The sequence below is a fragment of the Actinokineospora sp. NBRC 105648 genome (genome assembly GCF_030269645.1).
Lineage (GTDB): Bacteria > Actinomycetota > Actinomycetes > Mycobacteriales > Pseudonocardiaceae > Actinokineospora.
Map to the genome: position 1 here is coordinate 54,380 of NZ_BSTR01000005.1, position 23,572 is coordinate 77,951.

Consider the following 23,572-nt stretch of genomic DNA (forward strand, 5'->3'; position numbering starts at 1 on the left):
CGAATGTCCCTCCCACGTGCCGATCCCGGTGCGCATGACCCTATCCCTGGGTCAGCCGCGGACCCGGCGCAGGGCGTGGAGCGGATCGGCGGTGACCGCGGTGACCAGCGACCGCAGCGCGCCGCGGCGCGGGTCGGCGGGTCTGCCGTGGGTGCCACTGGATCTCCACCCAGCTGTCGGTGAGCCGCACACCGGTCTTGCGGCAGGAGCGGGCGGCGGTTCCAGTGCCCGAGAGCAGGTCGAGCCCGGCCTCGCCCAGCGCGCGCACGACGTCAAGGGACTCGTCCTCGGTGAAGCCACCGCGCTGGGAGTCGGCGCTGTTGAGCTTGACCGAGGCCCAGTCGGAGTACTCGGCCGGGTCCGGATCGCGCGGGAGAGCCACGTTGCGCGGCTCCCTCAGCGCCGGTTGGGCAGGGTCGCCCCACAGGACAAGGTCAACGGCTCCGCGAGCAGTCCCATCAGCCTGGCCTTCCTACCGCCGGTGATTACTTGTCAGTAGCTCACCGGCGGTAGGAAGGGTGGCCTAGCGGACCATGCTGCGGATCTGGCGCGCGGCCACCGACAGCGTGGCCAGGTCGAGCCTGCCCGCGGCGTGGATCTCCTCCAGCGCCGCGCGCGAGCGGCCCAGCCGGGAGGCGTTGGTGCGCTCCCAGGCCTCGATCTTGGCGTCGGCGGGCTCACCGGGATCGCCCTGCCGCAGCACGTCGAGCGTGATCGCCCGCAGCGACCCGTACAGGTCGTCGCGCAGCGCCAGCCGGGCCAGCGCGTGCCAGCGGTTGCCCCGCTCCAGCGCGCTGATCGAGGTCAGCATGGCGTCGATGTTGAGGTGGTCGGAGAGCGCGTAGTACAGCTCCGCGGTCTCCACCGCGCTGCGCTCGGTCTCCACCCCGGCGTCCTGCTCGGCCAGCTCGGCGACCTCGGTGATGTCCAGCAGCCCGAAGGCGTCCAGCAGCCCCGAGATCCGCTTGGCCAGCGCGGCGGGCACCCCGGCGGCGACCATCCGCTCGGCGTCGGCGGCGGCCTCCTCGCGGGCCTGACCGCGCAGCAGGTCACCGACCGAGGGCGCCAGCCCGGTGAGCACGTCGTGGAAGCGGCTGATCTCCGCGCCCACCGCCAGCGGCTGCGGCCGGTTCGACAGCAGCCACCGCGACGCCCGGTCGAGCAGTCGCCGGGTCTCGAGCACCATGGCGTCGGCGACCTCGGTGGGCACCACGTTGTCCAGCGCGTCGATCTCGGCCCACAGCGACGGCAGGTCGTAGATCCGGGTGACCACCGCGAACGCGCGCACCGCGTCGGTCGCGCTGGCACTGGTCTCCTCGGCCAGCCGGAACGCGTACGAGACGCCACCGCCGTCGACCACCTCGTTGACCAGCAGCGTGGTGGTGATCTGCCGGTGCAGCGGGTGGGCGTGGATGTCCGGGCCGTACCGCTCGCGCAGCTGGGTCGGGAAGTACTCCGGCAGCCTGCGGGCGAACACGTCCTGCTCGGGCAGCTCGCTGGCGAGCACGTCCTCCTTGAGCGCCAGCTTGACGTGCGCGAGCAGGGTGGCCAGCTCCGGCGAGGTGAGCCCCTCGCCCGCCTTGTCCATGGCCTTGAACTGCTCGCGGGAGGGCAGCGCCTCCAGCCTGCGGTCGAACCCGTCGCCCTGCTCGAGCGCGTCGATCAGCCGGGCGTGCACCGACAGCATCGGCGCGGCGTGCGCCCGGCTGACGCCGAGCACCGCGTTCTGCCGGTAGTTGTCGGCCAGCACCAGCTCGCCGACCTCGTCGGTCATCTCGGCCAGCAGCGAGTCGCGCTCCTCGCGGTGCAGGCCACCCTCGCGGACCAGGTGGTCCAGCAGGATCTTGATGTTGACCTCGTGGTCGGAGCAGTCCACCCCGGCGCTGTTGTCCAGCGCGTCGGTGTTGATCTTGCCGCCGGCCTGCGCGAACTCGATCCGGCCGCGCTGGGTGAGCCCCAGGTTGCCGCCCTCGCCGACGACCTTGACCCGCAGCGCCGAGCCGTCGACCCGCAGCGCGTCGTTGGCCTTGTCGCCGACGTCGGCGTGCGACTCGGTGCTCGCCTTGACGTAGGTGCCGATGCCGCCGTTCCAGAGCAGGTCGACCTCCGCCAGCAGGATCGACTTCATCAGCTCCTGCGGCGAGAGCTTGCCGACGTCCGCGGGCAGGCCCAGCGCCGCCGCGACCTGCGGGCTGATCGGGATCGCCTTGAGGGTGCGCGGGAAGACGCCGCCGCCCTCGCTGATCAGCGAGCGGTCGTAGTCGTCCCAGGACGAGCGCGGCAGCTCGAAGAGCCGCTTGCGCTCGTTGAAGCCGACCGCCGGGTTGGGGTTCGGGTCGATGAACACGTGCCGGTGGTCGAAGGCGGCCACCAGGCGGATGTGCTCGGAGAGCAGCATGCCGTTGCCGAACACGTCACCGGACATGTCGCCGACGCCGACCACGGTGAACGCCTCGGTCTGGGTGTCCAGACCGAGCTCGCGGAAGTGCCGCTTCACGCTCTCCCACGCGCCCTTGGCGGTGATGCCCATGGCCTTGTGGTCGTAGCCGACCGAGCCGCCGCTGGCGAACGCGTCGCCCAGCCAGAAGCCGCGGCTCATCGCGACCTCGTTGGCGATGTCGGAGAAGGTGGCGGTGCCCTTGTCCGCGGCGACCACCAGGTAGGTGTCGTCGGGGTCGTAGCGGACCACGCCCCTGGCGGGCACGACCTGCCCGGCCTGCAGGTTGTCGGTGAGGTCGAGCAGGCCGGAGATGAACATCCGGTAGCAGGCGATGCCCTCGGCCAGGAACGCCTCGCGGTCCAGGCTCGGGTCGCCGGTGGGCGCGGCCGGGCGCTTGACCACGAACCCGCCCTTGGCGCCGACCGGGACGATCACCGCGTTCTTGACCGCCTGCGCCTTGACCAGACCCAGGACCTCGGTGCGGAAGTCCTCCCTGCGGTCCGACCAGCGCAGACCGCCGCGGGCGACCGAGCCGAAGCGCAGGTGCACGCCCTCGACCCGGGGGGAGTAGACGAAGATCTCGAACCGCGGCCGCGGCTCGGGCAGCTCCGGCACCGCGCGCGGCTCCAGCTTCACCGCCAGGTACGGCCGGGGCGCGCCGTCGGCGTCGCGGACGTAGTAGTTCGTGCGCAGCGTCGCCCGGATGACGGTGAGCAGGCTGCGCAGGATCCGGTCCTCGTCGAGGCTGGTGACCCCGTCGATCAACTCGGTGATCTCGGCCGCCTGCGCGGTGGCGTGGCCGCCGCGGGCCTGCTCGGAGAGCGTGGGGTCGAAGCAGTTCTCGAAGAACCGGACCAGCGCGGTGGCGACCGGGGTGTGCGCCAGGACTGCGTCCTCGATGTACTCCTGCGAGTACGGCGTGCCCGCCTGGCGCAGGTAGCGCGAGTAGGCGCGCAGGATCGCGGCCTGGCGCCAGGTGAGGCACCCGCGCAGGACCAGGGCGTTGAACCGGTCCGGCTCGGCCTCACCGCGCCAGATCGCGGCGAACGCGTCCTGGAAGTCGACCTTGATCCGGTCGAGCTGCTCGGCCGTGCGGCCCTCGAGCACCGCGGGCTCGATGCGCAGCCCGAAGTCGTAGATCCACCAGCGGGTGCCGTCCTCGCGGCGCAGCTCGTACGGGCGCTCGTCGACGACCTCGACGCCCATGTTCTGCAGCACCGGCAGCACCTGCGAGAGCGTGACACCGCCGCCGGTCAGGTAGAGCTTGAAGCGGCGGTCACCCGGCGCGGCGTCCTTGGGGACGTAGAAGGACATCCCCAGGTCGTCGTCCGAGGACAGGCTCTGCAACCGGCGCAGGTCGGCGAGCGCCTCGGTGGCGGTGAAGTCCTCCTTGTAGGCCTCCGGGAACACGCTGGCGAAGCGCTGCCCCTGCTCGGTGGCCGACTCCACCCCGGTGCCCGACCCCGCGTCGAGCTGCCCCCGCTGCTCGGCGAAGACGGCCTCGACCATCCGGTCTTCCCAGCTGCGCACGGCCTCGGTGAGCCGCTCCTGGATGCGCTGCACGTCCGGGTCGACGTGCCTGCCCGGGTCGGTGTGCACGATGAAGTACACCTGCGCCAGCGGGGTCTCCCCCACCCGCGTGCTGAACTCCAGGTTCGTGCCGCCGAGCTCGTCGAGCAGCACCTCCTGCATGGCGATGCGGGAGGTGGTCGTGTAGCGGTCGCGCGGGATGAACACCAGGCAGGAGAAGAACCGCGCGTACGGGTCGCGGCGCAGGAACAGGCGCAGCCTGCGCCGGTCGGCCAGGGCCAGCACGCCGGTGGCGGTGGCGTAGAGCGACTCGGCGCTGGTGGAGAACAGCTCGGTGCGCGGCCAGTTCTGGATGACCTCCAGCATCCGCTGCCCGGAGTAGGACTCCATCGGGAAGCCGGCCTGGTGGATCACCTCGCGCACCCGGCGGGCCACGACCGGGATGTCGAGCACGTCCTCGTGCAGCGCGTTCGTGGTGAACACGCCGAGGAAGCGGTGCTCGCCGGAGACCTCGCCGTCGGGGCCGAAGGTCTTCACGCCGACGTAGTACGGGTAGGTCGAGCGGTGCACCGTGGACGGGGCACTGGCCTCGGTGAGCACTAACAGGCTCGGCGCGAGCGCGTGCGCCAGCGCGTCCGGGCCCGCGGTGAGGCTGCGCGCGGCCAGGCTGTCCTGGCGCAGCACCCCCAGGCCACTGGCCAGCACGGCGCGCAGGGCGGGCTCGCCGTCCTCGCCGCTGGGGACCAGCTCGTTCTTGCGGTAGCCCAGGAACGTGAAGTGGCCCTCGGCCAGCCAGCGCAGCAGGGCGGCGCCGTCGTGCACCTGCGCCGCGTCCAGCGGTGGCGGGTTCTCCTCCAGCTCGCGGGCCAGCGAGGTGGCGGTGGTCATCATCTTGTCGGTGTCCTCGACGACCTCGCGGACGTCGTTGAGCACGCTGAGCAGGCCGGTCTCGATCTCCCGGGCGCGGTCGGCGTCGGTGAGCAGGTCGACCTCGATGTACATCCACGACTCGGCGAAGGCGTCCGCGGGCGGCGCGTCCGGGTCGCAGGTCGGCAGGGCCTCCTTGAGGTCGCCGGTCAGGTCGCGGCGCACCACGACGATCGGGTGCACCACCCGCTGCACCTGCACCCCGCGGCGCACCAGCTCGGCGCTGACGGACTCGACGAGGTAGGGCATGTCGTCGGTGACGATCTGCACGACCGAGCCGTCGGCGCGCCAGCCGTCGGTGGCCGCGGTGGGGTTGAGCATCCGGACCGCGGGGCGGCCCTTCACCCGCCGCTCGGCGAGCTGCAGGTGCGAGCGGACGGCGCCGACGAGGTCCACCGGCTGGTCGTCGAGGACCTCCTCCGGCGGGACGTAGCGGAAGTACAGGCGCAGCAGGTCCGCGATGTCGGGCGCCTGCTGCGCGGCCCGCTCGATGAGGTCGTCTCTGGTCTGTTCCGGGCTGGTGTTGACCGGCCGTCCGGCCGACTCCGAGCCGTCGACGCTGACGGCTCCGTCGGTGCGGGACGAATATCCAGTCGAGGTCATTGTGTCCTTGGCTCCACGCTTGGCGGCACGCCGCTGTGCCGCATGCACCCCACACACTAGTGCCGTCCGGGCCCCGGCCCGCAGGTCGGGATCGAGCGGCCCAGCGGGTGAAATGCTGTTTTCCAGTACGGGAACTACCTGTTCCGCCTACCGTGGCACGTCGGTCACCTGCGCGTGTCCTGATGTCGAAAATCCACCTGAGACCGTGCCGCACCCGTTGCGCCGTCGGCAGCCGCTTTCCGCCCTCGTCCGCCTTTGTTCGCCGCTATCCGCCGCTGTCGATGTCCGCGGGCGCCCATTCGGACGAACGGTGCCTGCCGCGGATGCCACTGGGCGGGGTGGGCAACCCGGAGAGATCGGTCCGGCGCGCCTCCCCCGGGGCGGGCTCGGCGGCGCGCGCGTCGGTCGTCCAGCGATCGGACAACCGGTCGGCGGGCTGCCAGTCGTCGGTGTCCCCGGTGGGGAAGGACCGCCACGTCCCGGTGGCCTGGCCCACGGGTTGCCCACCTCGCGCGTCGGTGGATCTTGCGTCGGTGTCTCTTGCGTCGGTGTTCGAGTCGGCGGAGTGCCTGCGTTGGGCGCGGGAGGTGGTGGAGCCCGGCCAGTTCGGCTGCGGATCCCGCTCGTCCGCCGATGCGCCGCGCGGGTCTGGCCACTCGGTGTGCGGATCTTGGGCGTGCGCCGAGCTTTGCCAGGGGGCGGAGTCCGCGCCTGGGTGATCCCGGTCGGCCTCGCCCGGCCAGGGCTCGGCGGGCGGTTCGGGGGCGCGCCTGCGGCCGGTACCGGGGGCGCGGTGGTGACCACTGCTCGACGGGTCGTCGGCGTGCGCGGGCGGGACTGCGGCGTGTGCGGACGGCGACTGGCGGTGCGCGCCGTCGGCGAGTGCGGGAGTGGACGGGGGGTCGGCGGGCAGGAGGTCGAGAGTCGAGGGGTTGGCAGGCGACGGGTTGGCAGGCGAGGGGTCGGCTGCGGGCCAGTGCTCGCTGAGCTGCCGCAACTCCGGCGAGCGGAGCAGGTCGGCCAGCTTCACAGGTTCAGTGAGGTCGTCGACGTCCTCGTCGTCGCCGGTGGACGTGTCGGGGGTGGGGGCCGGTGGCCAGCCCTCGTCGGACCAGCGGGCGGCGTCGGACTCGGCGTCACCGGTGGGCCCACCGTCGGGCTGGGTCGCCTGGAACGCGACCAGCGCCTCGGCGAGCAGCTCGGCGAGACCGCTGGAGTGGGTCCGGTCCCGCCTGCTGCTGGGCGGCCGCCGCCTGCGGGTGGGCAGGGTCTGGCGATCCGCCGCTGGATCGCGGGCGGGATCGTCCCGCTGGTCCGGATCGTCTCCCTGGTCCGGATCGTCACGGTGGGCTGGATCGTCACGGTGGTCAGCCGGACTCGCGTCCCCGGCTGTGGACGTGACCGGGGTCGGTGTGGGCTCGGGGTCGGGCGGCGCGGACAGCCGCGCGGAGTCGGGTTCGGCCGGGGTGGTGGCGGCGAGGGCGGACGCGCGCGGCAGGCCGCGCAACCGGGCCGCGAAATCGATGGCCCGGCGGTCGGCGATGTCAGCCGCCCGGGCTGCCTCCGGGGTGGGCTTGGCGACAGTGCCCGCGTTGGCGGTGTTGGAGTTTTCCCTTGTGCCAGAGGGTTTCTGTTGCGTCGCGACCGGGTCAGCGGACTCCGGCCTGGCGCGACGACCAGTGGAAGAAGGCTCCGCGGTGGACTGCGGGTCTGGGTGGGTGGGCTCGGGTTGGACGCGACGAGCGGGCGCGTCTGCTGTCCTGGGTGCGCCGGGTGCCGCGGCTGTCTTGGGTGCGTCGAGTGCTGCGGCGGTCGGCAGCGCGGTGGATTCGGGTGCGTCGGGCTTGGCTCGACGACCGCCCGCGGCGGTGTGAGTGGTCGGCGGGGGGTCGACCTCGGGGGTGCCCGGGGCGCCGGGAGTGGGGATCTCGGACGGGTCCGGGGGTTCGGGGATCTCCGGAGTCGGGGGCTCCGGGGTCTCAGGGCTCACCGTGCGGCCGGGGGGCTGGGGGATGTCCGGCCCGACGGGCGGCTCGGGGATCGTGGCGCGGGCCTGGCTCGCGGGGGTGCTGGAAGCGGTGGACTCCTGGGCGGGAGTGTCAGCGGTTGACGTCGGGGCACCTAGGCGGGGCGCGTCCAAAGGACCGGACAGGTGCGGCCCGGGCTCTGCGCGCCGGGCGATGACGGCGGAAGGGGTGAGGGGGGCGGTGGGGCCCTCGTCCCAGGGGAAGCTGTCGAACACCCCCATCGACGGGGGCAGCATCGGGGGCGCGGGCAGATCGGTGCCGACCAATGCGTTGGGGTCGAAGTAGTACTCGTCGTCGTCCGGGGCGCGACGCCTGCCGCCCGATCCCTCAGCGCTGACACCGAAGCGGCTCAGGACGGACTGGGCATCGGCGGTGCCCTCGGAGTCCTTCGGGGACACCGAACCCGGATCATCCACAGTGGACTCACCGGCCGCCTTGGCTCGGCGGGCAGCCCGGCGACCGTGCGCGGTGGCGGCGTCGATCTCCTGCGCGCCAATGCCTCCAGGGGTGGCAGCCGTGGACGTGGCGGCGGGGATGTGCCCGACATCGCCATGTCGCGGAGTCGTGCCGGGGGTGTCAGAGGTGTCGCTACGCCGGGGCGTGCCAGCAGCGGTGTCGGGGACCGCACTACGCCCCGCGGGGACGGACGTATCGGCGGTATCGCTACGCCGCACCGTGGTGGCGGGGGTGTCGGCAGCGTCGCTACTCCGCGCCGTGCCAGCGGCTGTATCGGCGATGTCGCTGCCCCATGGTGTAGTGGCAGGGGTGCCGAGGGGATCGCCGCGTCGCGCGGTGGCAGCGCTATCGCTGCGGCGCGGTGAGGTGGCCGGCCGGTCGACAGCAGCGCTACGACGCGGCGTGCCGGCAGAGGCGTCGGTGGTGCCACTGCCCCACTGCGTGGTGGCAGGAGTATCCGCGGTGTCGCTACGGCGTGGGGTGGTTGGCAGGTCTGCCGCGGCATTGCGCTGCGGCGTTCCTGCGGAGGGATCGGTGGTGTCGCTGCGCCACTGCGTCGTGGCAGGGGTGTCGAGGAGGTCGCTGCGGCGGGCCGGGGTATCGCTGGGGCTTGGCGTGGTGGCCGTGGCCGGTGGGTGGTGGGCACCGGAGGCGGTGCCGGTGTTGGGGGTCGGTTGGTCAGAGGTGTCCGGGGTGTTCGCCGGTGGTTCGGCGGCGTGGCTTCGGCGCACGCCGCCGGAGAAGTGGTGGACAGCGGCATCGCCGGCGGGTGAGCCCTGCCGAGGAATGGCGGTAGACCGGCGTGGGCGGCGGCGCTGTTCGTCCGACATCGGTGGCTGGTTGGTGTTGTCGGAGGTGAACTCCGCGTTCGCTCGGGCCCGCAGCTCGGACAGCAGGGCTTCGGCGGTGCCCTCGGTGGCCGAGTCGGCGCTCAGCCGTGCCTGTATCCCGGACGGCCTGGCGGTCTCCCGCGCGCGCCGCCCCGGCGGGTCGGCGATCGCCCAGGGACTGTCTTCGACCGGCGAGTCGACGGCGGTGTCCGCGGCCGCCTCGGCGGAGCGGGGTGGCCGGTGCGCCGTGGACGAATCACCGACGGGTTCGGACCGGTCGCGGCTCGACGACCACGATGGGGCCCTCGTGGAGTCGGCGGGCGCAGAACCGGCGAGCGCTGAGTCAGCGAGCGTGGAGTCGGCGGGCGCGGAACCGGCGGGCGTGGAGTCGGCAGGTGTGAAATTGGCGGGCTTGGAGTCGGCAGGCGCGTGCTCTGCCGACGGGTTGGCCGCTGGGCCGTGGCTCGGCGACCGGGATGAAGTTGTCGCGGGGTGTGTGGGTGTCTGCTCGGCGGGCGACTCGGCTATTGGTTCCGCGGCGGCGTGGCTCGGCGACCAAGGTGCGCGGGTGGTTGAGTCCGTGGGGGGCCCCACGTTCGACGAGTCCTTTGTCGACAGTGACGGGTCCGTGGTGTCGAACCGCCTTCTTGGCGATGGCCGCGAGTCCGAGGTGGCAGGGGTGAGCCGGTCGGGACCCTGGGCGGACGGCGAGCCAGCGGCTGCTGTCTGCTGGCGCAGGGCCTCGCGGGCCGCGAGGACGCCGGGGCTCGCGGCGCGTTTGCCGGGCAGGATCGGCAGGGTTGGTGAGTCCTCGGCATCCGCCGGGTCCGCTCCGGTGAACCTCCGGGCGGCGCCCGCCTTGGCCTGGGCGGCGCGCCGGAGGTTGTCGGCGCGGCGCGGGACCACCGGGGCCGGGGCCGTGACGTCGAGGGTGGTCAACGCGTTGCGGGCGGCGAGGAGCAGCGGCTCGATGCCCTCATCAGGGCCGTCGGGGGTACCCGGCCGGGCGGCGACACCGGTGCGGATGGTCAGTTCCTGGCCGTGGTCGTCGATGAGCCAGTGCGCCTCTTCGGCGGTCTCGCGGATGGCGGTGGCCAGTTGTTCGGCCTCGTCGAGGGTGGTCTCGGGCAACAGCACCGCGAACTCGCCGCGGTCGGAGCGGAGGAGTTCGGCCGTGCCGGGGGCCAGGTCTCGGACGTGCGTGGCCAGCGCGTTCAGCGTGACCTCGCCGCCGACCGGCACCGGCGCCTCGATCGGCTCCACCGGGTCGGCCACACCCACCGGACTGATCCGCACCAACACGGCCGCGAACAACGCCGCGGACAGGTCGGTCACCTCGTCCGCGCGACCGGTGTCGGCTCGACCGGCTCCGGGGCGGCCGAACTCACCGCGGCTGGAAGCACTGCGGCTGACGTCGTCGAGGCCGGCGTCAGTGCGGCTGAAGTCAGAGCGGCTGGAAGCACTGCGGCTGGAGTCAGTACGGCTGGACTCAGTGCCACCGGGCTGCTCGTGTCCGGACTCGCCACGGCTGGAGACGGTGTGGGCGATGGCGTCCTCGCCTGCGGCGTCGGGTGGTGCCACGGTGTCTTCGGAGCCGGTGGGATCTGCCTCGCGGCGCCGTGACCCGGTCGGGCGGGGGTCCCCGCCCTCGGGGAAACCACCCTCCTGGTGAGGGGTCGCCGGGAGGGTGGGGGTGCGGTCGACAGCGGCACGATCCAGAGCGGCACGGCCGGGATCCGTGCGAGCTGGGCGATCGCGGCCGGGTTCGGAGTTGTCGCCGTCAGGCCCGGTGTGGGCGCCTTCCGCGCGGCCGGTGTGGGCGCGGGGTGCGTCCGCGCGGCTCGGGCCGGTGCGGTCGGTCTGGGACATGGGTTCGGTGTCGGCGTCGGCGAGGATGGCGGCAGCTCGGTCCGCCTGCCGCGCGGCGGGGTGTTTCGACGTCGACTGCCGAAGGGCCGCCTGCTTGGCGGCCGCCTGGCGAGCAGCCGCTTGCTTGGCCGCTGCTTGGTATGCGGCTGCTTGATTTGTCGCCGCTTGATTTGTCGCCGCTTGACTTGTCGCCGCTTGACTTGTCGCCGCTTGACTTGTGGCTTGATGTGCGGCCGGCTGATGAGTGGCCGGTTGACTTGCCGCTGCCAGTTTCGCCGCCGCGAGTTTGGCCGCGGCCTGTTTGAGCGCGGCCTGTTGCAGCGCTGACTGCCTGACCGTGGCTTGGCCCGGCCCGGACTTGCCCTGTCGGGTTCCCTGCTGCGCAGGCACCGCGACCGCCGCGGGGCGGACTGTGTTGCGTAGCAAGGAAATCACGTTCTCCGCGTCGTGGACCGCGCCTACCTCGGCGGTCAGCGCGGACCGGGCCGCCTCGCCCGCGCGGAGGTAGCGGTATTCCGCGGCTCGCGCGGATCGCAGGGCGTGCAGGGCCTCGGTGGCGTGGGACGCCTCCTCCTCCGCGTGCGCCAGGAACGTCCACGCGTCGGCCTGCAGTGAGTCGAGGCCGTGGCGTTCCGCGCTGCGCACCACGTCGGTTAGCAGGGCCCGGCCGTGCTCGGCACGACCCGAGGGCAGCAGGACGCGGGTGGCCAGGGCGAGTCGCATCCGGCCCAGGGCCATCGCCGAGGTCGCCCGCACGGGTTCCAACAGGGCCGTGGCGGCCACCCGGGACGCCTCGTCGACGTCACCGTCGTCGAGCAGCGCGCAGACCAGTTCGAGCACGAGTCGCGACCGGACCAGGCCGCCCTCGGTGCCCGTGTCGGCGACGCGGTTGAGCAGGGAGAGCCCCTCCCGCGCGGACTCGGTGGCGGCCTCGGTGTCGCCGTGCCTGCGGTGGTAGGACGACGCGCGCACGGCGAGCAGGGACCGTTCCAGCCTGCGCTCGTCCAGACCCAGGTCCTCATCGGCGGCGAGCAGCCGGTCGGCCTCGCCGAGTGCGTCCTCCAGGTCGTCGCGACCGCCGACGTGCGCGGCGCAAGCGACGAACTGCCCTAGTGCCGCCGCCCGGACCGCTGGCCGGGCGGTCTTCGTCTGCAAGACCGGTCGGAGGAACTCGCACCCGACCAACGGCTCGCCGAGCACCCGGGCGCACGCCGCGAGCGCCACCCGGACGGCGGCGGCCTGGTCGACCTGGCCGCCGCTGGTGACCGCGCGCAGCGCGGCCACCCCCGGCTCGACCGCCTCGGCGTGCCTGCCGAGCCGGACGAGCGCGGTGCCCAGCAGCACGTGCGCGCGCGTGGCGACCGCGGGCGTGGCGGCGCCGGAGCCGAGCGAGCGCGCGGCGAACTGGACAGCCAGTTCGGGTGCGCTCGACCGCAGGCGATCGGCGACGTCGACGAGTGCTTCGCACTCCGACGAGCCCGTGCCCGCGGGTAACTCGTTCCAGGCCGCCACGCCGCTCTCCCGTCTAGTCCCGGGTGAGCTTGCGGTAGGTCACCCGGTGCGGGCGCGCGGCATCGGCGCCGAGCCGCTCGACCTTGTTCTTCTCGTACCCCTCGAAGTTGCCCTCGAACCAGAACCACTTGCCCGGGTCCTCGTCCGTGCCCTCCCAGGCCAGGATGTGCGTGCAGGTGCGGTCGAGGAACCACCGGTCGTGGGAGATGACCACGGCGCAGCCCGGGAACTGCTCCAGCGCGTTCTCCAGCGAGCCCAGGGTCTCCACGTCCAGGTCGTTCGTGGGCTCGTCGAGCAGGATCAGGTTCCCGCCCTGCTTGAGGGTGAGCGCCAGGTTCAGCCGGTTGCGCTCGCCACCGGAGAGCACGCCCGCGGGCTTCTGCTGGTCGGGCCCCTTGAAGCCGAAGGCGCTGACGTAGGCGCGCGAGGGCATCTCGACCTGGCCGACCTGGATGTAGTCCAGGCCGCCGGACACCGTCTCGAAGACGGTCTTCTTCGGGTCGATGTTGGCCCGCGCCTGGTCGACGTAGGACAGCAGGACCGTCTCGCCGATCTTGACCGAGCCCGCGTCCGGCTTCTCCAGGCCCACGATGGTCTTGAACAGCGTGGTCTTGCCGACGCCGTTGGGCCCGATCACGCCGATGATGCCGTTGCGCGGCAGGTCGAAGGTCAGCCCGTCGATCAGCAGCCGGTCGCCGAAGCCCTTGCGCAGCTTGGCGACGTCGACCACGACGCTGCCCAGCCGGGGACCCGGCGGGATCTGGATCTCCTCGAAGTCGAGCTTGCGCGTCTTCTCCGCCTCGGCCGCCATCTCCTCGTAGCGGTCGAGCCGGGAGCGGGACTTGGTCTGCCGCGCCTTGGCGTTGGAGCGCACCCAGGCGAGCTCGTCCTTGAGCCGCTTCTGCAGCTTCTGGTCCTTCTTGCCCTGGACGGCCAGCCGCTCGGCCTTCTTCTCCAGGTAGGTGGAGTAGTTGCCCTCGTAGGGGTAGGTGCGGCCGCGGTCGATCTCCAGGATCCACTCGGCCAGGTTGTCGAGGAAGTACCGGTCGTGGGTGACCGCCAGGACGGCGCCCGGGTACTGGGAGAGGTGCTGCTCCAACCAGAGCACGCTCTCGGCGTCGAGGTGGTTGGTGGGCTCGTCGAGCAGCAGCAGGTCGGGCTTGGACAGCAGCAACTTGCACAGCGCGACCCGGCGGCGCTCACCACCGGAGAGCACGGTGACGTCGGCGTCCGGCGGCGGGCAGCGCAGCGCGTCCATCGCCTGCTCGAGCTGGGAGTCGAGGTCCCAGGCGTCGGCGTGGTCGAGCTCCTCCTGGAGCCTGCCCATCTCCTCCATCAGCTCATCGGAGTAGTCGGTGGCCATCAGCTCGGCGATCTCGTTGAACCGGTCGAGCTTGCCCTTGACCTCGCCGACCGCCTCCTGGACGTTGCCCAGGACGGTCTTCTCCTCGTTCAGCGGCGGCTCCTGCTGCAGGATGCCGACGGTGTAGCCCGGCGAGAGGAACGCCTCGCCGTTGTTCGGCTGGTCGAGTCCCGCCATGATCTTGAGAACGCTCGACTTGCCCGCGCCGTTCGGTCCGACCACACCGATCTTGGCGCCGGGCAGAAACTGGATGGTGACGTCATCAAGGATGACCTTGTCCCCGTGCGCCTTGCGCACCTTCTTCATGGTGTAGATGAACTCGGCCATGCTCGCGATCGTAGAGTGGTGGGTCGGCGCCCATGAGCGCGACCGGGGGGTGCGCGCGGCGGAGCGGGCCGGTACCGCCGAACGGGTTGCCCCGTCAGTGCTCGCGCAGGGCCTTGACCAGTTCGTCCTTGGACATGCTCGACCGGCCGTCGATGTCGAGCTCGGCGGCGCGGCCCCGCAGGTCCTCGACGGTCCAGTCGTCGTAGGAGCCCGCGTGCCCGCCCCGGGCACCGACCTTGTCGCGCCCCTGGGCCGCCGCGGCGTTGGCGATCCGGGCGGCCTTCTCCTTGGAGTCGCCCTGCTCGCGCAGCGCCCGGTAGAGCTCCTCGTCCTTGATGCTGGGGTTCGGCATGGTGGTCCTCCGTCCTGGGTGTGGACGGGAAATGCCCTTGGCGCGCGCACGGCAAACCCCGCTCAGGCCGCGACCGGCAGGAGGGTGGCCTGCTCCCGGGGCTTGTCCCAGATCCACTCCAGCTCGCCCGCGCAGAAGTTGAGGTCGGGCCCGACGGCGCGGGCGTCGAGCTCGACGCTGAGCCGGTGCTGGTTCTCGCTCTCGTACTCGCGGTGGTAGAGGCGGCCGACCACGATGACCCGGTCGCCGCGCTTGAGCGTCTTGGCGACGTGCTCGCCGAGATCGCGCCAGCAGGTGACCGAGACGAACATCGACTCGCCGTCGACCCAGGTCTGGTTGTCCGGCTGGAACCTCCGCTCCACCGCGCGCAGGCGGAACCGGGTGGACGACCCGGTCGAGTAGCGCCTGCGGGTGGGCTCCCCGATCAGGGTGCCGATCAGGGTCACCACGGTCTCGAACATCTTGCTCCACCTCTCGTCTGGGCACCTGGCGTGCCGGTAGTCCCAGGTTGACCGGGTGGCGAGGGGTTGGCGAGGGGCGCTGGAAATCGGTGGATGGCTGGGCTGATTGTGGATAAGTCGAAGGCTTTCCGGGGGAAGAAGGTCGCGCGCCAGACGAGATCCGGCGGACAGGTGCCTGCGGCAGGCAGGTTGGCCGGTGGGCCGTAGGCTGCGCTGCCCGCGGCAGGCAGGTGGGCCGCGGGCGGCGGAACCCAGCGAGTCAGCGCGCGAGCGGGTACGAGGCGCTCAGGACGGGTTCTTGCCGTCGGCCATCTGCTTGAGCATGGCGTTGTAGGCGTCCAGGTCGTCGGCGGCGCCCTCGTCCACGCGCCGGTCGGAGCGGCGGGCCTCGCGGTCGTCGGCCTTGGACCACTGGACCAGCAGGGCGATCAGCACGACCAGCAGCGGGATCTCCCCCGACGCCCACGCGATGCCGCCGCCGAGGCGCTGGTCGGCGAGCAGGTCTGTGTTCCACGGCAGTGCCAGGCCCTGGTAGAAGCGCTCGCCGATGACCGTCTGGGTGCCCATCAGGATCACGCCGAAGAAGGCGTGGAAGGGCATCGAGGCGAACACCAACCCGAGGCGGCCGAGGTGCGGCAGTTTGCGCGGGGCGGGGTCGACGCCGATGACCGGCCAGTAGAACAGGTAGCCCACGAGCAGGAAGTGCGCGTTCATGGCCAGGTGCGCCCAGTGCTCTTCGAGCGCGGAGTCGAAGAGCCCGGTCAGGTAGAGGCCGTAGAACGACCCCACGAACAGCACGAGCGCCACCACCGGGTTCGTGAGGAACCGCGAGACCGGGGAGTGCACGAACGCCAGCAGCCACTCACGCGGCCCGGGCGGGGAGTCCTTCCCCGCGGGAGGGAGCACGCGCATCGCGAGCGTCACCGGGGCGCCGAGCACGAGCAGCACGGGCGCGAGCATGGAGAGCATCATGTGCGTCTCCATGTGCACGCTGAACATCGCGGGCGCGTAGCGGCCGAAGCCCGACGACGTGGCGAACAGGACCACGAAGCAGCCCGCCAGCCAGGCGATCAGCCGCCCGACCGGCCAGGTGATCCCACGCGAGCGCAGGCGCAGGTAGCCGCGCAGGTAGAGCACGGCGAGAACGATCGCCGCCGTCCCGAAGACCAGGTCGAACCGCCAGCCGAAGAGCAACCGGGCGACGGTGGGCTCGTCGGTGAGCGGGTAGCCCAACGCGAGCTCTACGCGTCCGGGTTCGACGTAGGCGCCCTCCGGGGGTGGGGTGCGGGCCAGCGCGGCGGCCACGCCGATGGTGAGGAGCATGATCAGCACCTCGACGGCGGCCAGCTTGACCAGCGCGGCCCGCGAGCCGTTCTCGACCAGGAACTTGACCCCGCGCTCCCGCTGGAAGTAGCCGAAGACACCCAAGATCACCAGGGCGATCGTCTTGACCAGGACGAGTGCGCCGTACCAGGTGTCGAAGAGGTCGCCGAGGGGCAGGCGGACCCAGGCGTTCACCACGCCGGAGACGGCCATGACGATCCAGCACACCAGCGCGACGCGGGAGAAGCGCGTGGCCGCGATGCCCAGGTTCTCGGCCCGCCTGCGCCCGTGCGCGAGCAGGGCGACCAGTCCCCCGACCCACAGTGCGGCGGCGAGCAGGTGGAAGAGCAGGCTGTTGGTGGCCACGTCGTGCGAGCCGCCGCTGGAGGAGTGACCGGTGACCGCGACCGGCACGATGCCCGCCACCGCCACGGCGAACAGCACGGCCGTCCAACCCCAGGTGAGGACGATCCGCGAGCCCACCAGCACGACCAAGGCGAGACCCGCAGTGACCAGCCACGCCTGTGACTGCGACAGGGTGCCCACGAGGGTGAGCAGGACGTCGGTGCGCAAGACCTCGGTGATAGGTCTACCGACGGCGTCGGCGGCGGTGAACGGCGCTGATGCCAACGCGCCGACGAACCACAGCGCGGCGCCCCAGCCCGCCGTCCGCATGGCCGCGTAGCCACCGACGTCGAGCACACCCGACCGCTGCGGCGGCACGAGGAACGCGGCGAACAAGAGTGAGCCGACCGTCACTACCGCGCCGATCTCGGTAGCTACCCGCACAACCGTCAACGCGTGCTCAGTGAAGGCGTCCGGGGTGGGCAGGCCTTGGATCGTGTACCGATCGCTCCCGGAGGCCGCGGCGACCAAGACCGCGCCGATCAACGCGGCCAGCGCGCCGCCCACGAAGAGCAGCGGGCCTATCCCCGCGCGCCTGACCGGATTGTCGGTAGAGCTGTCGAGAGCCACACGACGAGGGTAATCGCCGCGCGGGGCGGGCTGGAGTCGCCATGTTTCCCAGAGCGCTACCGTGGACCGGTGAGGCGGGGACTCGTCGTGATGGCCGGTGTGGTGCTGGCGGCCGCGTGCGGGGCGCCGACGGCCGGTCAACCGGTGCCCGCCGCCGGGTTCGGCCCGGTGTCCACGGCCCAGTCGTCCACCGCCCAGTCCTCCACCGCCGTGCAGTCCCAGCGGTCCGTCGACGGGGTGGACCTCTGCGCGCTGCTGAGCAAACCAGACCTGGACGCGGCGGGCGGCTTGGTCGGTACGCCCGCCCACCGGTCCAGCGCCTTCCCGGACTCCTGCGGCTACCCCCTCGGCCAGGGTGCGTCGGGCGATCTCGTGCTGGTGGCCCTCTACAAACCCCTCGACCAGGTCCGGCGCGACCAGCCGGAGGGGCACGAAGAGGACACGCTCGGTAACAAGACGTGGCTGCACTGCGCGGTGGCGGACGGCTATCGAACCTGCACCGCCGCCGTCGCGGTGCGCGACGACAGATCGCTGGTCGTGGCGATCACCAGGAGAGATACCTCGGAGGACAAGGTATTGCGCCTCCTGCAACCCCTCGCCGAGCGCGCCGTGGAGAGACTTCCGCGCGCATAGCGCAACCGCCCCTCCCCCGAACGGACGCACCAGAGCGTCGTTCGTCACCCGATCAGTTCTTGGCGGAAACGGTGAGGCCGCCTTTGACGATCAGTCCGGTGTAACGGACTACTGTGCGGCCTCGGCCGCATGGCCCGCGCCCCTGTAGCTCAGCGGATAGAGCAGGAGCCTTCTAAGCTCTTGGTCGCAGGTTCGAGTCCTGCCAGGGGCACTCACGCGAACACCGATCCCCTGGAGCGTCGAGGCAAGCCCATCTGTGCACCATCATCTTGGGACCTCACCCGCTCGGCCCGTTGAGGTCACGGCCGGGCGGCCTGCCCCGGAGGCAGCGCGGCGGGCAACTGCTCGGCCAAGACGAAGATCCACAGCAGTGCTGGCAGTCCTCTGGATCTCGACCACCAGGTCACTCAAAGTGAGAACACGAAACTCCCTGTGCCCGGCCAACCGGGCGACTGCCGGACTCGACACCGGAGCGGCGATCGCGCCGACAGCGACAAGGGAAGACTAGCCGGGTCGACTCGGCTAGTCTGATGTCACGAGCGGCAGCGAGTAGTGACGATCCAGGAGGTGGGCAGGTGACCACGATCATCGAAGAGCAGGTCTTCGAAGTGGAGAAGGCCGCCCACGCCCTACTCCCCGCTCGGGATTTCACCCGGCCCGGCCCGCACCCGATGTCGCTGGCCGAGGCGAATTCGAAGATCCAAGAAGAGTACAGCGAAGCGCTGGACCTCCTCGGCAGACTCTAGAGGACCGGACGTAAGGTATCTCCGTGTCATCGTGGAGGTACCTCACGTCCGACGAGGTCTTGGAAATCTCGCGCCCGCATGGCGTGAGCGAAGTCGTCAACTTGGACAAACTCGACGCGTGCACGGGTGCACCGTCACAGAGCTTTGCTGGCGTCGATCTATACCCCACGATAATGGACAAGGCTACGGCCATCGCTTATGCGATCGCAAAGATCTATCACCCGTTCCTGGATGGCAACAAGCGAGCGGCAGCCGCATCCGTGCTGGCCATGTGCTATGTGAATGGATACTCCCCCAAGGTGACCCAGTTCGAATTGGTCGCGGTAATTCTACTCGTTGCCGAAGGGCAAATTTCCAGGGATGATCTATCAGGCTTTATACGCGGAAAACTGCTTTAAACGGATGCGCGGCACAGTCGCCATCTCCTAGTGCCCGGGTAGAACGTGGCGGCGCGCGCGGTTCGCGCTGGGGTCTGGCAGCATTGCGGTGTGGAGGTTGGGGAGGCGCCGCGGTTCGCCGTTGGGGTTGGGTACGCGGTGTATCAGGGGCCGGTTGCGGACAGTGCTGTGCACCGGCATGCCGCCTTTCAGATCGCCATCGCCGTGCGTGGTGCGGTGGGGATGGTGGACGACGCCGGCACGCTGCATCGCGCGGTGGCGCTGGTTGTGCCGCCGATGGCGCGGCATCGGCTGTTGGCGACCGCGGGGCTGCGCACCTTCTTCGTCGAGCCGCACTGTGCCTTCGCCGACCAGCTGCGGGAACGCTGTGGCGCCGGGGTGACCGTAGCTGCGGACTTGGGCGGTTTGGACGAGGACGACGTCCGGCGCGCCACCGCTCGTCCGTCCAGTGAACTTGATCCCCGGCTGCTCGCGGCGATGGACACCCGGGTTGACCAGCGGGTCTCGATGCCCGCCCTGGCCGCCGGGGTGGGTCTCTCGCCGCAGCGGTTGCGGGCGCTTGCCCGGGAGCAGTTGGGCATGCCGCTGGGGCGGTGGCAGGTCTGGCAGCGGCTGGGCCGGGCGGCCGCGGCGCTGCGCGCGGGTGAGTCGTTGGCGGGTGCGGCGATCGCGGGCGGGTTCGCTGACCAGGCGCACTTCACCCGGCAGCTGCGCGAGATGATGGGGCTCACACCGTCGGCCGTGCTGCCCGCGCTTCGGTCGTCACCCGCGGCGCGCGACGTAGATCGAGATCGTGCCGGTGATCGTTGACACCACGTCCGCCTCGCGCACGTCGTGCAAGCCCGCTTCGGCCATCAGGTGCGGGAGGACGCCCTCGGCGTTGGGCTGGGTGTCCTCTTTGCCGTCCGCGAGCTGCACGACGCGGTAGCCCAGCCGGCTCAGGCAGGTGCGTTGGAGCCCGTAGTCGGCGATGACGAGCCTGCCGCCGGGCCGCAGCACCGCGGCCATCGACGCGATGATCGCCCGCTTCATCCCGATCGGACACTGGTGCAGCACGAGGCTGGACACCACCGCGGTCGCCGATCCCGCACCGAGCAGCTCCACCAGCGCGTCGCCCATGCCGACCCGCCACTCCAGGGTCGGGGCGTCCGCGCCCGCCTTGCCGCGCGCCAGGTCCAGCACCTCGGGATCGGGGTCCACGCCGATGATCCGCGCCTCCGGCTCGGCGCGGTTGAGCAGCAGGGCCAGTGAGCCGGTACCGCAGCCCACGTCGACGATCACATCGTCGGGTCGGGCGGCCACGTGCATCGCGAGCAGGGCGCGCCACAGGCGTTCGCGCATCAGGGAGGCCACCGGGTCGTAGAAGCGCGTGGAGGCGAAGCGGCCCAGCGCGGGGGTGAAGGTTCGTTCGGTCATGCGGGCAGTCTCGGCCGCGCCGGGTCGCGCGGTCTTGAACGAATCGCTCGCGCGGACCCGTGGCTCCACACTGGACAGTTCCGGGGAACGCCGGGGCAGGCGTTCCCCGGAACGGGTCACACCACGGTGATCTCGAACAGGCCGACCGAGCCCTGCGCCCACAGGCGGTAGCGCGGGAAGCGCTTCGCCAGCTCGGCGTCGAGCTGCTCGAAGGAGTCGTCGGCGTTGTTCATCACGCCGTCGCCGTTGAGCGACTCCAGTGCCTTCGGGGCCAGCTTGCCGTGCTGGACCCCGTGCGAGAGCACCGTGCTGCCGAAGATCCGGCCGCCCGGCTCGACGTAGGGCAGCACCGTGTCGAACACGACGGCCTTGTGCGCCATCCCACCGGGCATGCAGTGCAGCAGGAAGTTCAGCCCGACCGAGCCGAACCGGGCCGCCCCCAGGTCGAGGGGCTTGAGCACGTCGCGCTGGTAGGCCTGCGGCCGGTAGCGGGCCAGCCGGGCGCCGGTGCGGCGCAGCGCGTCCGCGTTGAGGTCGAGCAGCACCAGGGCCGGGTCACCGCCGGGGAACCTGGCCTTGTCCAGGAAGAACCCGGTGCCGGGGCCCAGGTCCAGGTGCCGGGCGTCGACGTTGCGGTCGTAGAGCCGTCGCATGTGGACGTTCGGGCAGTGCCAGACGCGGGAGCACACGAACCCGAGCACCCACAGGTCGTAGGCGGCCAGGATCGGGCGCTTGCTGTACACGGCCGCGCCCGCGAGGACCTCGTCGGCGTTGGGCTCTAGGGCGTTCCCGGTCACGGGGCCAGCTCCTCGGCGTAGGCCTTGGTCAGGCGCAGGTTGCCCATGCTGTTGGCGCTGAGCACCTTGCGCAGGTAGCGGCGGGCGCCCTGCACCGTGGTGCCCTCGCCGAGCAGGGACATGCCCTCGGGGCGGATGGTGCAGGTGTGCCGGGCGCCGAGCACGATCCCCTCGGGGGTCTCGGTGAACCGCCAGTGGCCGGTGTGCGCGGTCATCGTGGCGGGCGGCTTGATCTGCTTGTAGACGATCTTGTTGCCGGGCAGGCAGATCCGCACCGAGCGGGTGGTGTGCTCGGACCCGCGCGCGCGGCGGAACTGCTGCGCGCCGGACTGGACCTCTGGCGCGGTCCGGCCCTGGTGGACCTGCCGTCGGGCACCGTTCTCGCGCCCTACCTCGCGCTCGCGCACTCCTACGACGAGTGGCTGCACGAGCAGCTGATCGTGGCGCTGAACGCGGACTGCAGGCGCGCGGACGCCTTGGAGACCTACCAGAAGTTGCACCGCACACTCGACGACGAACTGGGGATCGCACCGTCGGAACCGCTGCTCCGGCTCCAGTTCGACCTCCTGGTCGGCACCGCCCCCCCCCCCCGACCGGTGGCCGCCGTGCTGCCCGTCGCGGGTTCCTGAGCGGACTGGGCAGGCGGCGGGGACTCCCCCGCCGCCTGCCCGCGTTCATCCACATCAGACTATCCACAGAGGATCAAGGCTTGGTCAGCACGATCGCGCTCTGGAAGCCGCCGAACCCGCTCGCCACGCTCAGCACCGACCGGGTCGGCTGCTCGCGGGCGGTCACCGGCACGTAGTCCAGGTCGAGTTCGGGGTCCGGCTCGGTCAGGTTCGCCGTCGGCGGGATCACCGAGTGCTCGACGGCCAGCGCGCAGGCGGCCACCTCCAGCGCACGGATCGCGCCCAGCGAGTTCCCGATCATCGACTTGATCGAGCTGATCGGCACCCGGTAGGCGTGCTGCCCCAGGCTGCGCTTGTACGCGGCGGTCTCGTGCAGGTCGTTCTGCTTGGTCGCCGAGCCGTGCGCGTTGACGTAGTCCAGGTCGGCGGGCGCGAGCCGGGCCATGTCCAGCGCCGAGGTGATCGCGTCGGCCAGTTCGGCGCCGTCGGGGCACAGGCCGGTCATCGAGTAGACGTTGCTGCGCGAGGCGTACCCGGAGATCTCGGCGTAGACGTGCGCGCCCGCCGCCGCGCGTGCTCGTACTCCTCCAGCACCAGCATCGCCGAGCCCTCGGCGAGCGCGAAACCGTTGCGCGTGCAGTCGAACGGCCGCGAGGCGGTCCCCGGGTCGGACCAGGGGCCCACCCGGGGACGCGACCATCAGCCGGTCGGTGACGCCGAGGTCTCCGGGACGTACTCGTACCGCGCCAACTGCCGCGCGCCCACGGCCACCAGGCCGATGCCCGCCACGCACGCCAACCCGCCGGTCCAGACGGCGCGCCGGATCCCGAACAGGCTGCCGAACAGGCCGGCCCGCAGGTCACCCAGCTGCGGGCCGGCCGAGCCTACGAGCACCTCGATGCCCGCCAGCCGCCCACGCAGCCGGTCCGGCACGATGTGGTTCCACATCGTGCCGCGGAAGAGGTCGGCGACGAAGTTCGCGCCCCCGCCGAGCGCGAGCAGCACCAGGGTCAGCCACCACCACGGGCTCAGCCCGACCGCGACCATGGTGGCGCCCCAGGCCGCCGCGGCGAGCAGGACCGCCCGACCGTGCCGGTGCACCCGCTCGGCCCAGCCGCTGGTCGCCGCGGCCACCAGGCCGCCGACCGCGGTGGCGGAGAACATCAGCCCGAGCGACCAGGGCGCACCCAGGTCGGCGGCGAGGAAGGCGAACAGCGCGAACGGCAGCGCGAGCGCGGTCGCCACCAGGTCCACCGCGTAGCTGCCGACGAGCACCGGCTTGCCCATCGCGTAGCGGACCCCCTCGGCGAGCGAGCGCAGCGAGGCGGGCGCGGCGTGCTCGCCGACCGGCTGCGGGCGCACACCGGCGATGAGCAGGACCGACACCGCGAACGTGCCGACGTCGATCAGGTAGGCCGTCGGCAGCCCGAGCAGCGAGATCAGCACCCCGGCGATCGCGGTGCCCACGATCGCGGAGAGGTTGGAGCGCAACGAGTTGAGCGCCATCGCCGCGGTCATCTGCTCGGCGGGCACCAGCCGCCGGACCATGGCGATCATCGCCGGGCCCTGCAGGCCCTGCAGCGCCGAGGCGGCGGCGACCGCCACGTAGAGCGGCCACAGCGGCGGTTCCTCGAGCAGCGAGTTCACCAGCAGCCCGGCCGAGAGCAGCCCGAGGGCGAGCTCGGTGAGCAGGGTCATCAGCCGCCGGTCGAGCGCGTCGGCGAGCGCGCCGCCGTAGAGCCCGAAGACCACCATCGGCACCAGCTCGACCGTGCCCATCAGGCCGACGGCCAGCGGCGATCCGGTGATCAGCATGATCTGCACCGGGATCGCGAGCAGGGTGAGCACGGTGCCGAAGGAGGTCACGAACCCGGAGTACCAGAGCAGCCGGAAGTCCCGGTTGGTCCGCACCGGCGTCGTGTCAGGCAGGAGCCCTCGCGGCATTCGGGTCCTCCGGC

16 protein-coding genes, 1 tRNA gene and 1 pseudogene are annotated in these 23,572 nt (G+C 71.6%); 6 read left to right on the forward strand and 12 right to left on the reverse strand.

Annotation, left to right across the window (positions count from 1 at the left end; all coding sequences use genetic code 11):
- Positions 1-40: 40 nt before the first annotated feature.
- The 7 genes from QSK30_RS06880 to QSK30_RS06910 form a co-directional block, all read right to left on the reverse strand.
- The gene (locus QSK30_RS06880) at positions 41-382 is read right to left on the reverse strand and encodes a hypothetical protein (RefSeq protein ID WP_285500519.1); all 342 of its coding nucleotides are present in this window, start codon (positions 380-382) and stop codon (positions 41-43) included.
- A 141-nt stretch (positions 383-523) separates the two neighbouring features.
- Positions 524-5,500, reverse strand: coding sequence for an NAD-glutamate dehydrogenase (locus QSK30_RS06885; protein WP_285500520.1), 4,977 nt, complete (start codon positions 5,498-5,500; stop codon positions 524-526).
- A 265-nt stretch (positions 5,501-5,765) separates the two neighbouring features.
- Complete coding sequence (locus QSK30_RS06890) at positions 5,766-12,194, reverse strand: hypothetical protein (protein WP_285500522.1); 6,429 nt, start codon at positions 12,192-12,194, stop codon at positions 5,766-5,768.
- 13 nt (positions 12,195-12,207) lie between these two features.
- Complete coding sequence (gene ettA / locus QSK30_RS06895; protein ID WP_285500524.1) at positions 12,208-13,884, reverse strand: energy-dependent translational throttle protein EttA; 1,677 nt, start codon at positions 13,882-13,884, stop codon at positions 12,208-12,210.
- Between the two features lie 94 nt (positions 13,885-13,978).
- Positions 13,979-14,236: a DUF7218 family protein gene (locus QSK30_RS06900; protein WP_285500526.1), complete on the reverse strand. Its 258-nt coding sequence runs from the start codon at positions 14,234-14,236 to the stop codon at positions 13,979-13,981.
- Positions 14,237-14,298: 62 nt separating this feature from the next.
- Entirely contained in the window at positions 14,299-14,697 is a 399-nt protein-coding gene (locus tag QSK30_RS06905) for a single-stranded DNA-binding protein (protein ID WP_285500528.1), read from the reverse strand.
- A 285-nt stretch (positions 14,698-14,982) separates the two neighbouring features.
- Positions 14,983-16,995, reverse strand: coding sequence for a bifunctional copper resistance protein CopD/cytochrome c oxidase assembly protein (locus tag QSK30_RS06910; protein WP_285500530.1), 2,013 nt, complete (start codon positions 16,993-16,995; stop codon positions 14,983-14,985).
- Between the two features lie 69 nt (positions 16,996-17,064).
- Between QSK30_RS06910 and QSK30_RS06915 the strand changes: the two genes are divergently transcribed.
- The 5 genes from QSK30_RS06915 to QSK30_RS06935 all read left to right on the forward strand — a co-directional run bounded on the left by QSK30_RS06915 (position 17,065) and on the right by QSK30_RS06935 (position 19,582).
- Positions 17,065-17,628: a DUF3558 family protein gene (locus tag QSK30_RS06915; RefSeq protein ID WP_285500531.1), complete on the forward strand. Its 564-nt coding sequence runs from the start codon at positions 17,065-17,067 to the stop codon at positions 17,626-17,628.
- Positions 17,629-17,766: 138 nt separating this feature from the next.
- A tRNA-Arg gene (locus tag QSK30_RS06920) sits at positions 17,767-17,839 on the forward strand.
- A gap of 364 nt (positions 17,840-18,203) precedes the next feature.
- Positions 18,204-18,374 carry a hypothetical protein gene (locus QSK30_RS06925; protein WP_285500532.1) on the forward strand — a complete coding sequence of 57 codons (171 nt, stop codon included), beginning with the start codon at positions 18,204-18,206 and terminating at the stop codon, positions 18,372-18,374.
- 83 nt (positions 18,375-18,457) lie between these two features.
- Positions 18,458-18,772: a type II toxin-antitoxin system death-on-curing family toxin gene (locus QSK30_RS06930; protein WP_285500533.1), complete on the forward strand. Its 315-nt coding sequence runs from the start codon at positions 18,458-18,460 to the stop codon at positions 18,770-18,772.
- A gap of 222 nt (positions 18,773-18,994) precedes the next feature.
- On the forward strand, positions 18,995-19,582 hold the full coding sequence (locus QSK30_RS06935) for a helix-turn-helix domain-containing protein (RefSeq protein ID WP_285500534.1): 588 nt from the start codon (positions 18,995-18,997) through the stop codon (positions 19,580-19,582).
- On the opposite strand, the gene QSK30_RS06940 is transcribed toward QSK30_RS06935, so the two are convergent.
- From QSK30_RS06940 to QSK30_RS06950, 3 genes are all read right to left on the reverse strand, one after another.
- Entirely contained in the window at positions 19,535-20,188 is a 654-nt protein-coding gene (locus QSK30_RS06940; protein ID WP_285500535.1) for a class I SAM-dependent methyltransferase, read from the reverse strand. The two genes, QSK30_RS06935 and QSK30_RS06940, sit on opposite strands and share 48 nt — an antisense overlap.
- A 116-nt stretch (positions 20,189-20,304) precedes the next feature.
- Entirely contained in the window at positions 20,305-20,985 is a 681-nt protein-coding gene (locus QSK30_RS06945) for a class I SAM-dependent methyltransferase (protein ID WP_285500536.1), read from the reverse strand.
- The gene (locus QSK30_RS06950) at positions 20,982-21,260 is read right to left on the reverse strand and encodes an SRPBCC family protein (RefSeq protein ID WP_285500537.1); all 279 of its coding nucleotides are present in this window, start codon (positions 21,258-21,260) and stop codon (positions 20,982-20,984) included. The genes QSK30_RS06945 and QSK30_RS06950 overlap by 4 nt, the downstream gene beginning before the upstream one ends.
- Positions 21,261-21,272: 12 nt before the next feature.
- On the opposite strand from QSK30_RS06950, the gene QSK30_RS06955 reads away from it, so the two are divergent.
- Positions 21,273-21,614 carry a BTAD domain-containing putative transcriptional regulator gene (locus QSK30_RS06955; protein WP_285500539.1) on the forward strand — a complete coding sequence of 114 codons (342 nt, stop codon included), beginning with the start codon at positions 21,273-21,275 and terminating at the stop codon, positions 21,612-21,614.
- Positions 21,615-21,687: 73 nt separating this feature from the next.
- Here QSK30_RS06955 and QSK30_RS06960 read toward each other — a convergent pair.
- Positions 21,688-22,283 (reverse strand): annotated as a pseudogene (locus QSK30_RS06960) (beta-ketoacyl-[acyl-carrier-protein] synthase family protein); the annotation flags it as partial.
- Positions 22,284-22,313: 30 nt separating this feature from the next.
- The gene (locus QSK30_RS06965) at positions 22,314-23,558 is read right to left on the reverse strand and encodes an MFS transporter (RefSeq protein WP_285500541.1); all 1,245 of its coding nucleotides are present in this window, start codon (positions 23,556-23,558) and stop codon (positions 22,314-22,316) included.
- Between the last annotated feature and the right edge of the window lie 14 nt (positions 23,559-23,572).

Bases quoted from the DNA above. Each gene is read 5' to 3' on its own strand.
- QSK30_RS06940 (WP_285500535.1), bottom strand. From the start codon at position 20,188: ATGACCGAACGAACCTTCACCCCCGCGCTGGGCCGCTTCGCCTCCACG.
- QSK30_RS06885 (WP_285500520.1), bottom strand. From the start codon at position 5,500: ATGACCTCGACTGGATATTCGTCCCGCACCGACGGAGCCGTCAGCGTC.
- QSK30_RS06900 (WP_285500526.1), bottom strand. From the start codon at position 14,236: ATGCCGAACCCCAGCATCAAGGACGAGGAGCTCTACCGGGCGCTGCGC.
- QSK30_RS06965 (WP_285500541.1), bottom strand. From the start codon at position 23,558: ATGCCGCGAGGGCTCCTGCCTGACACGACGCCGGTGCGGACCAACCGG.
- ettA (WP_285500524.1), bottom strand. From the start codon at position 13,884: ATGGCCGAGTTCATCTACACCATGAAGAAGGTGCGCAAGGCGCACGGG.
- QSK30_RS06935 (WP_285500534.1), top strand. From the start codon at position 18,995: ATGGTGGACGACGCCGGCACGCTGCATCGCGCGGTGGCGCTGGTTGTG.
- QSK30_RS06905 (WP_285500528.1), bottom strand. From the start codon at position 14,697: ATGTTCGAGACCGTGGTGACCCTGATCGGCACCCTGATCGGGGAGCCC.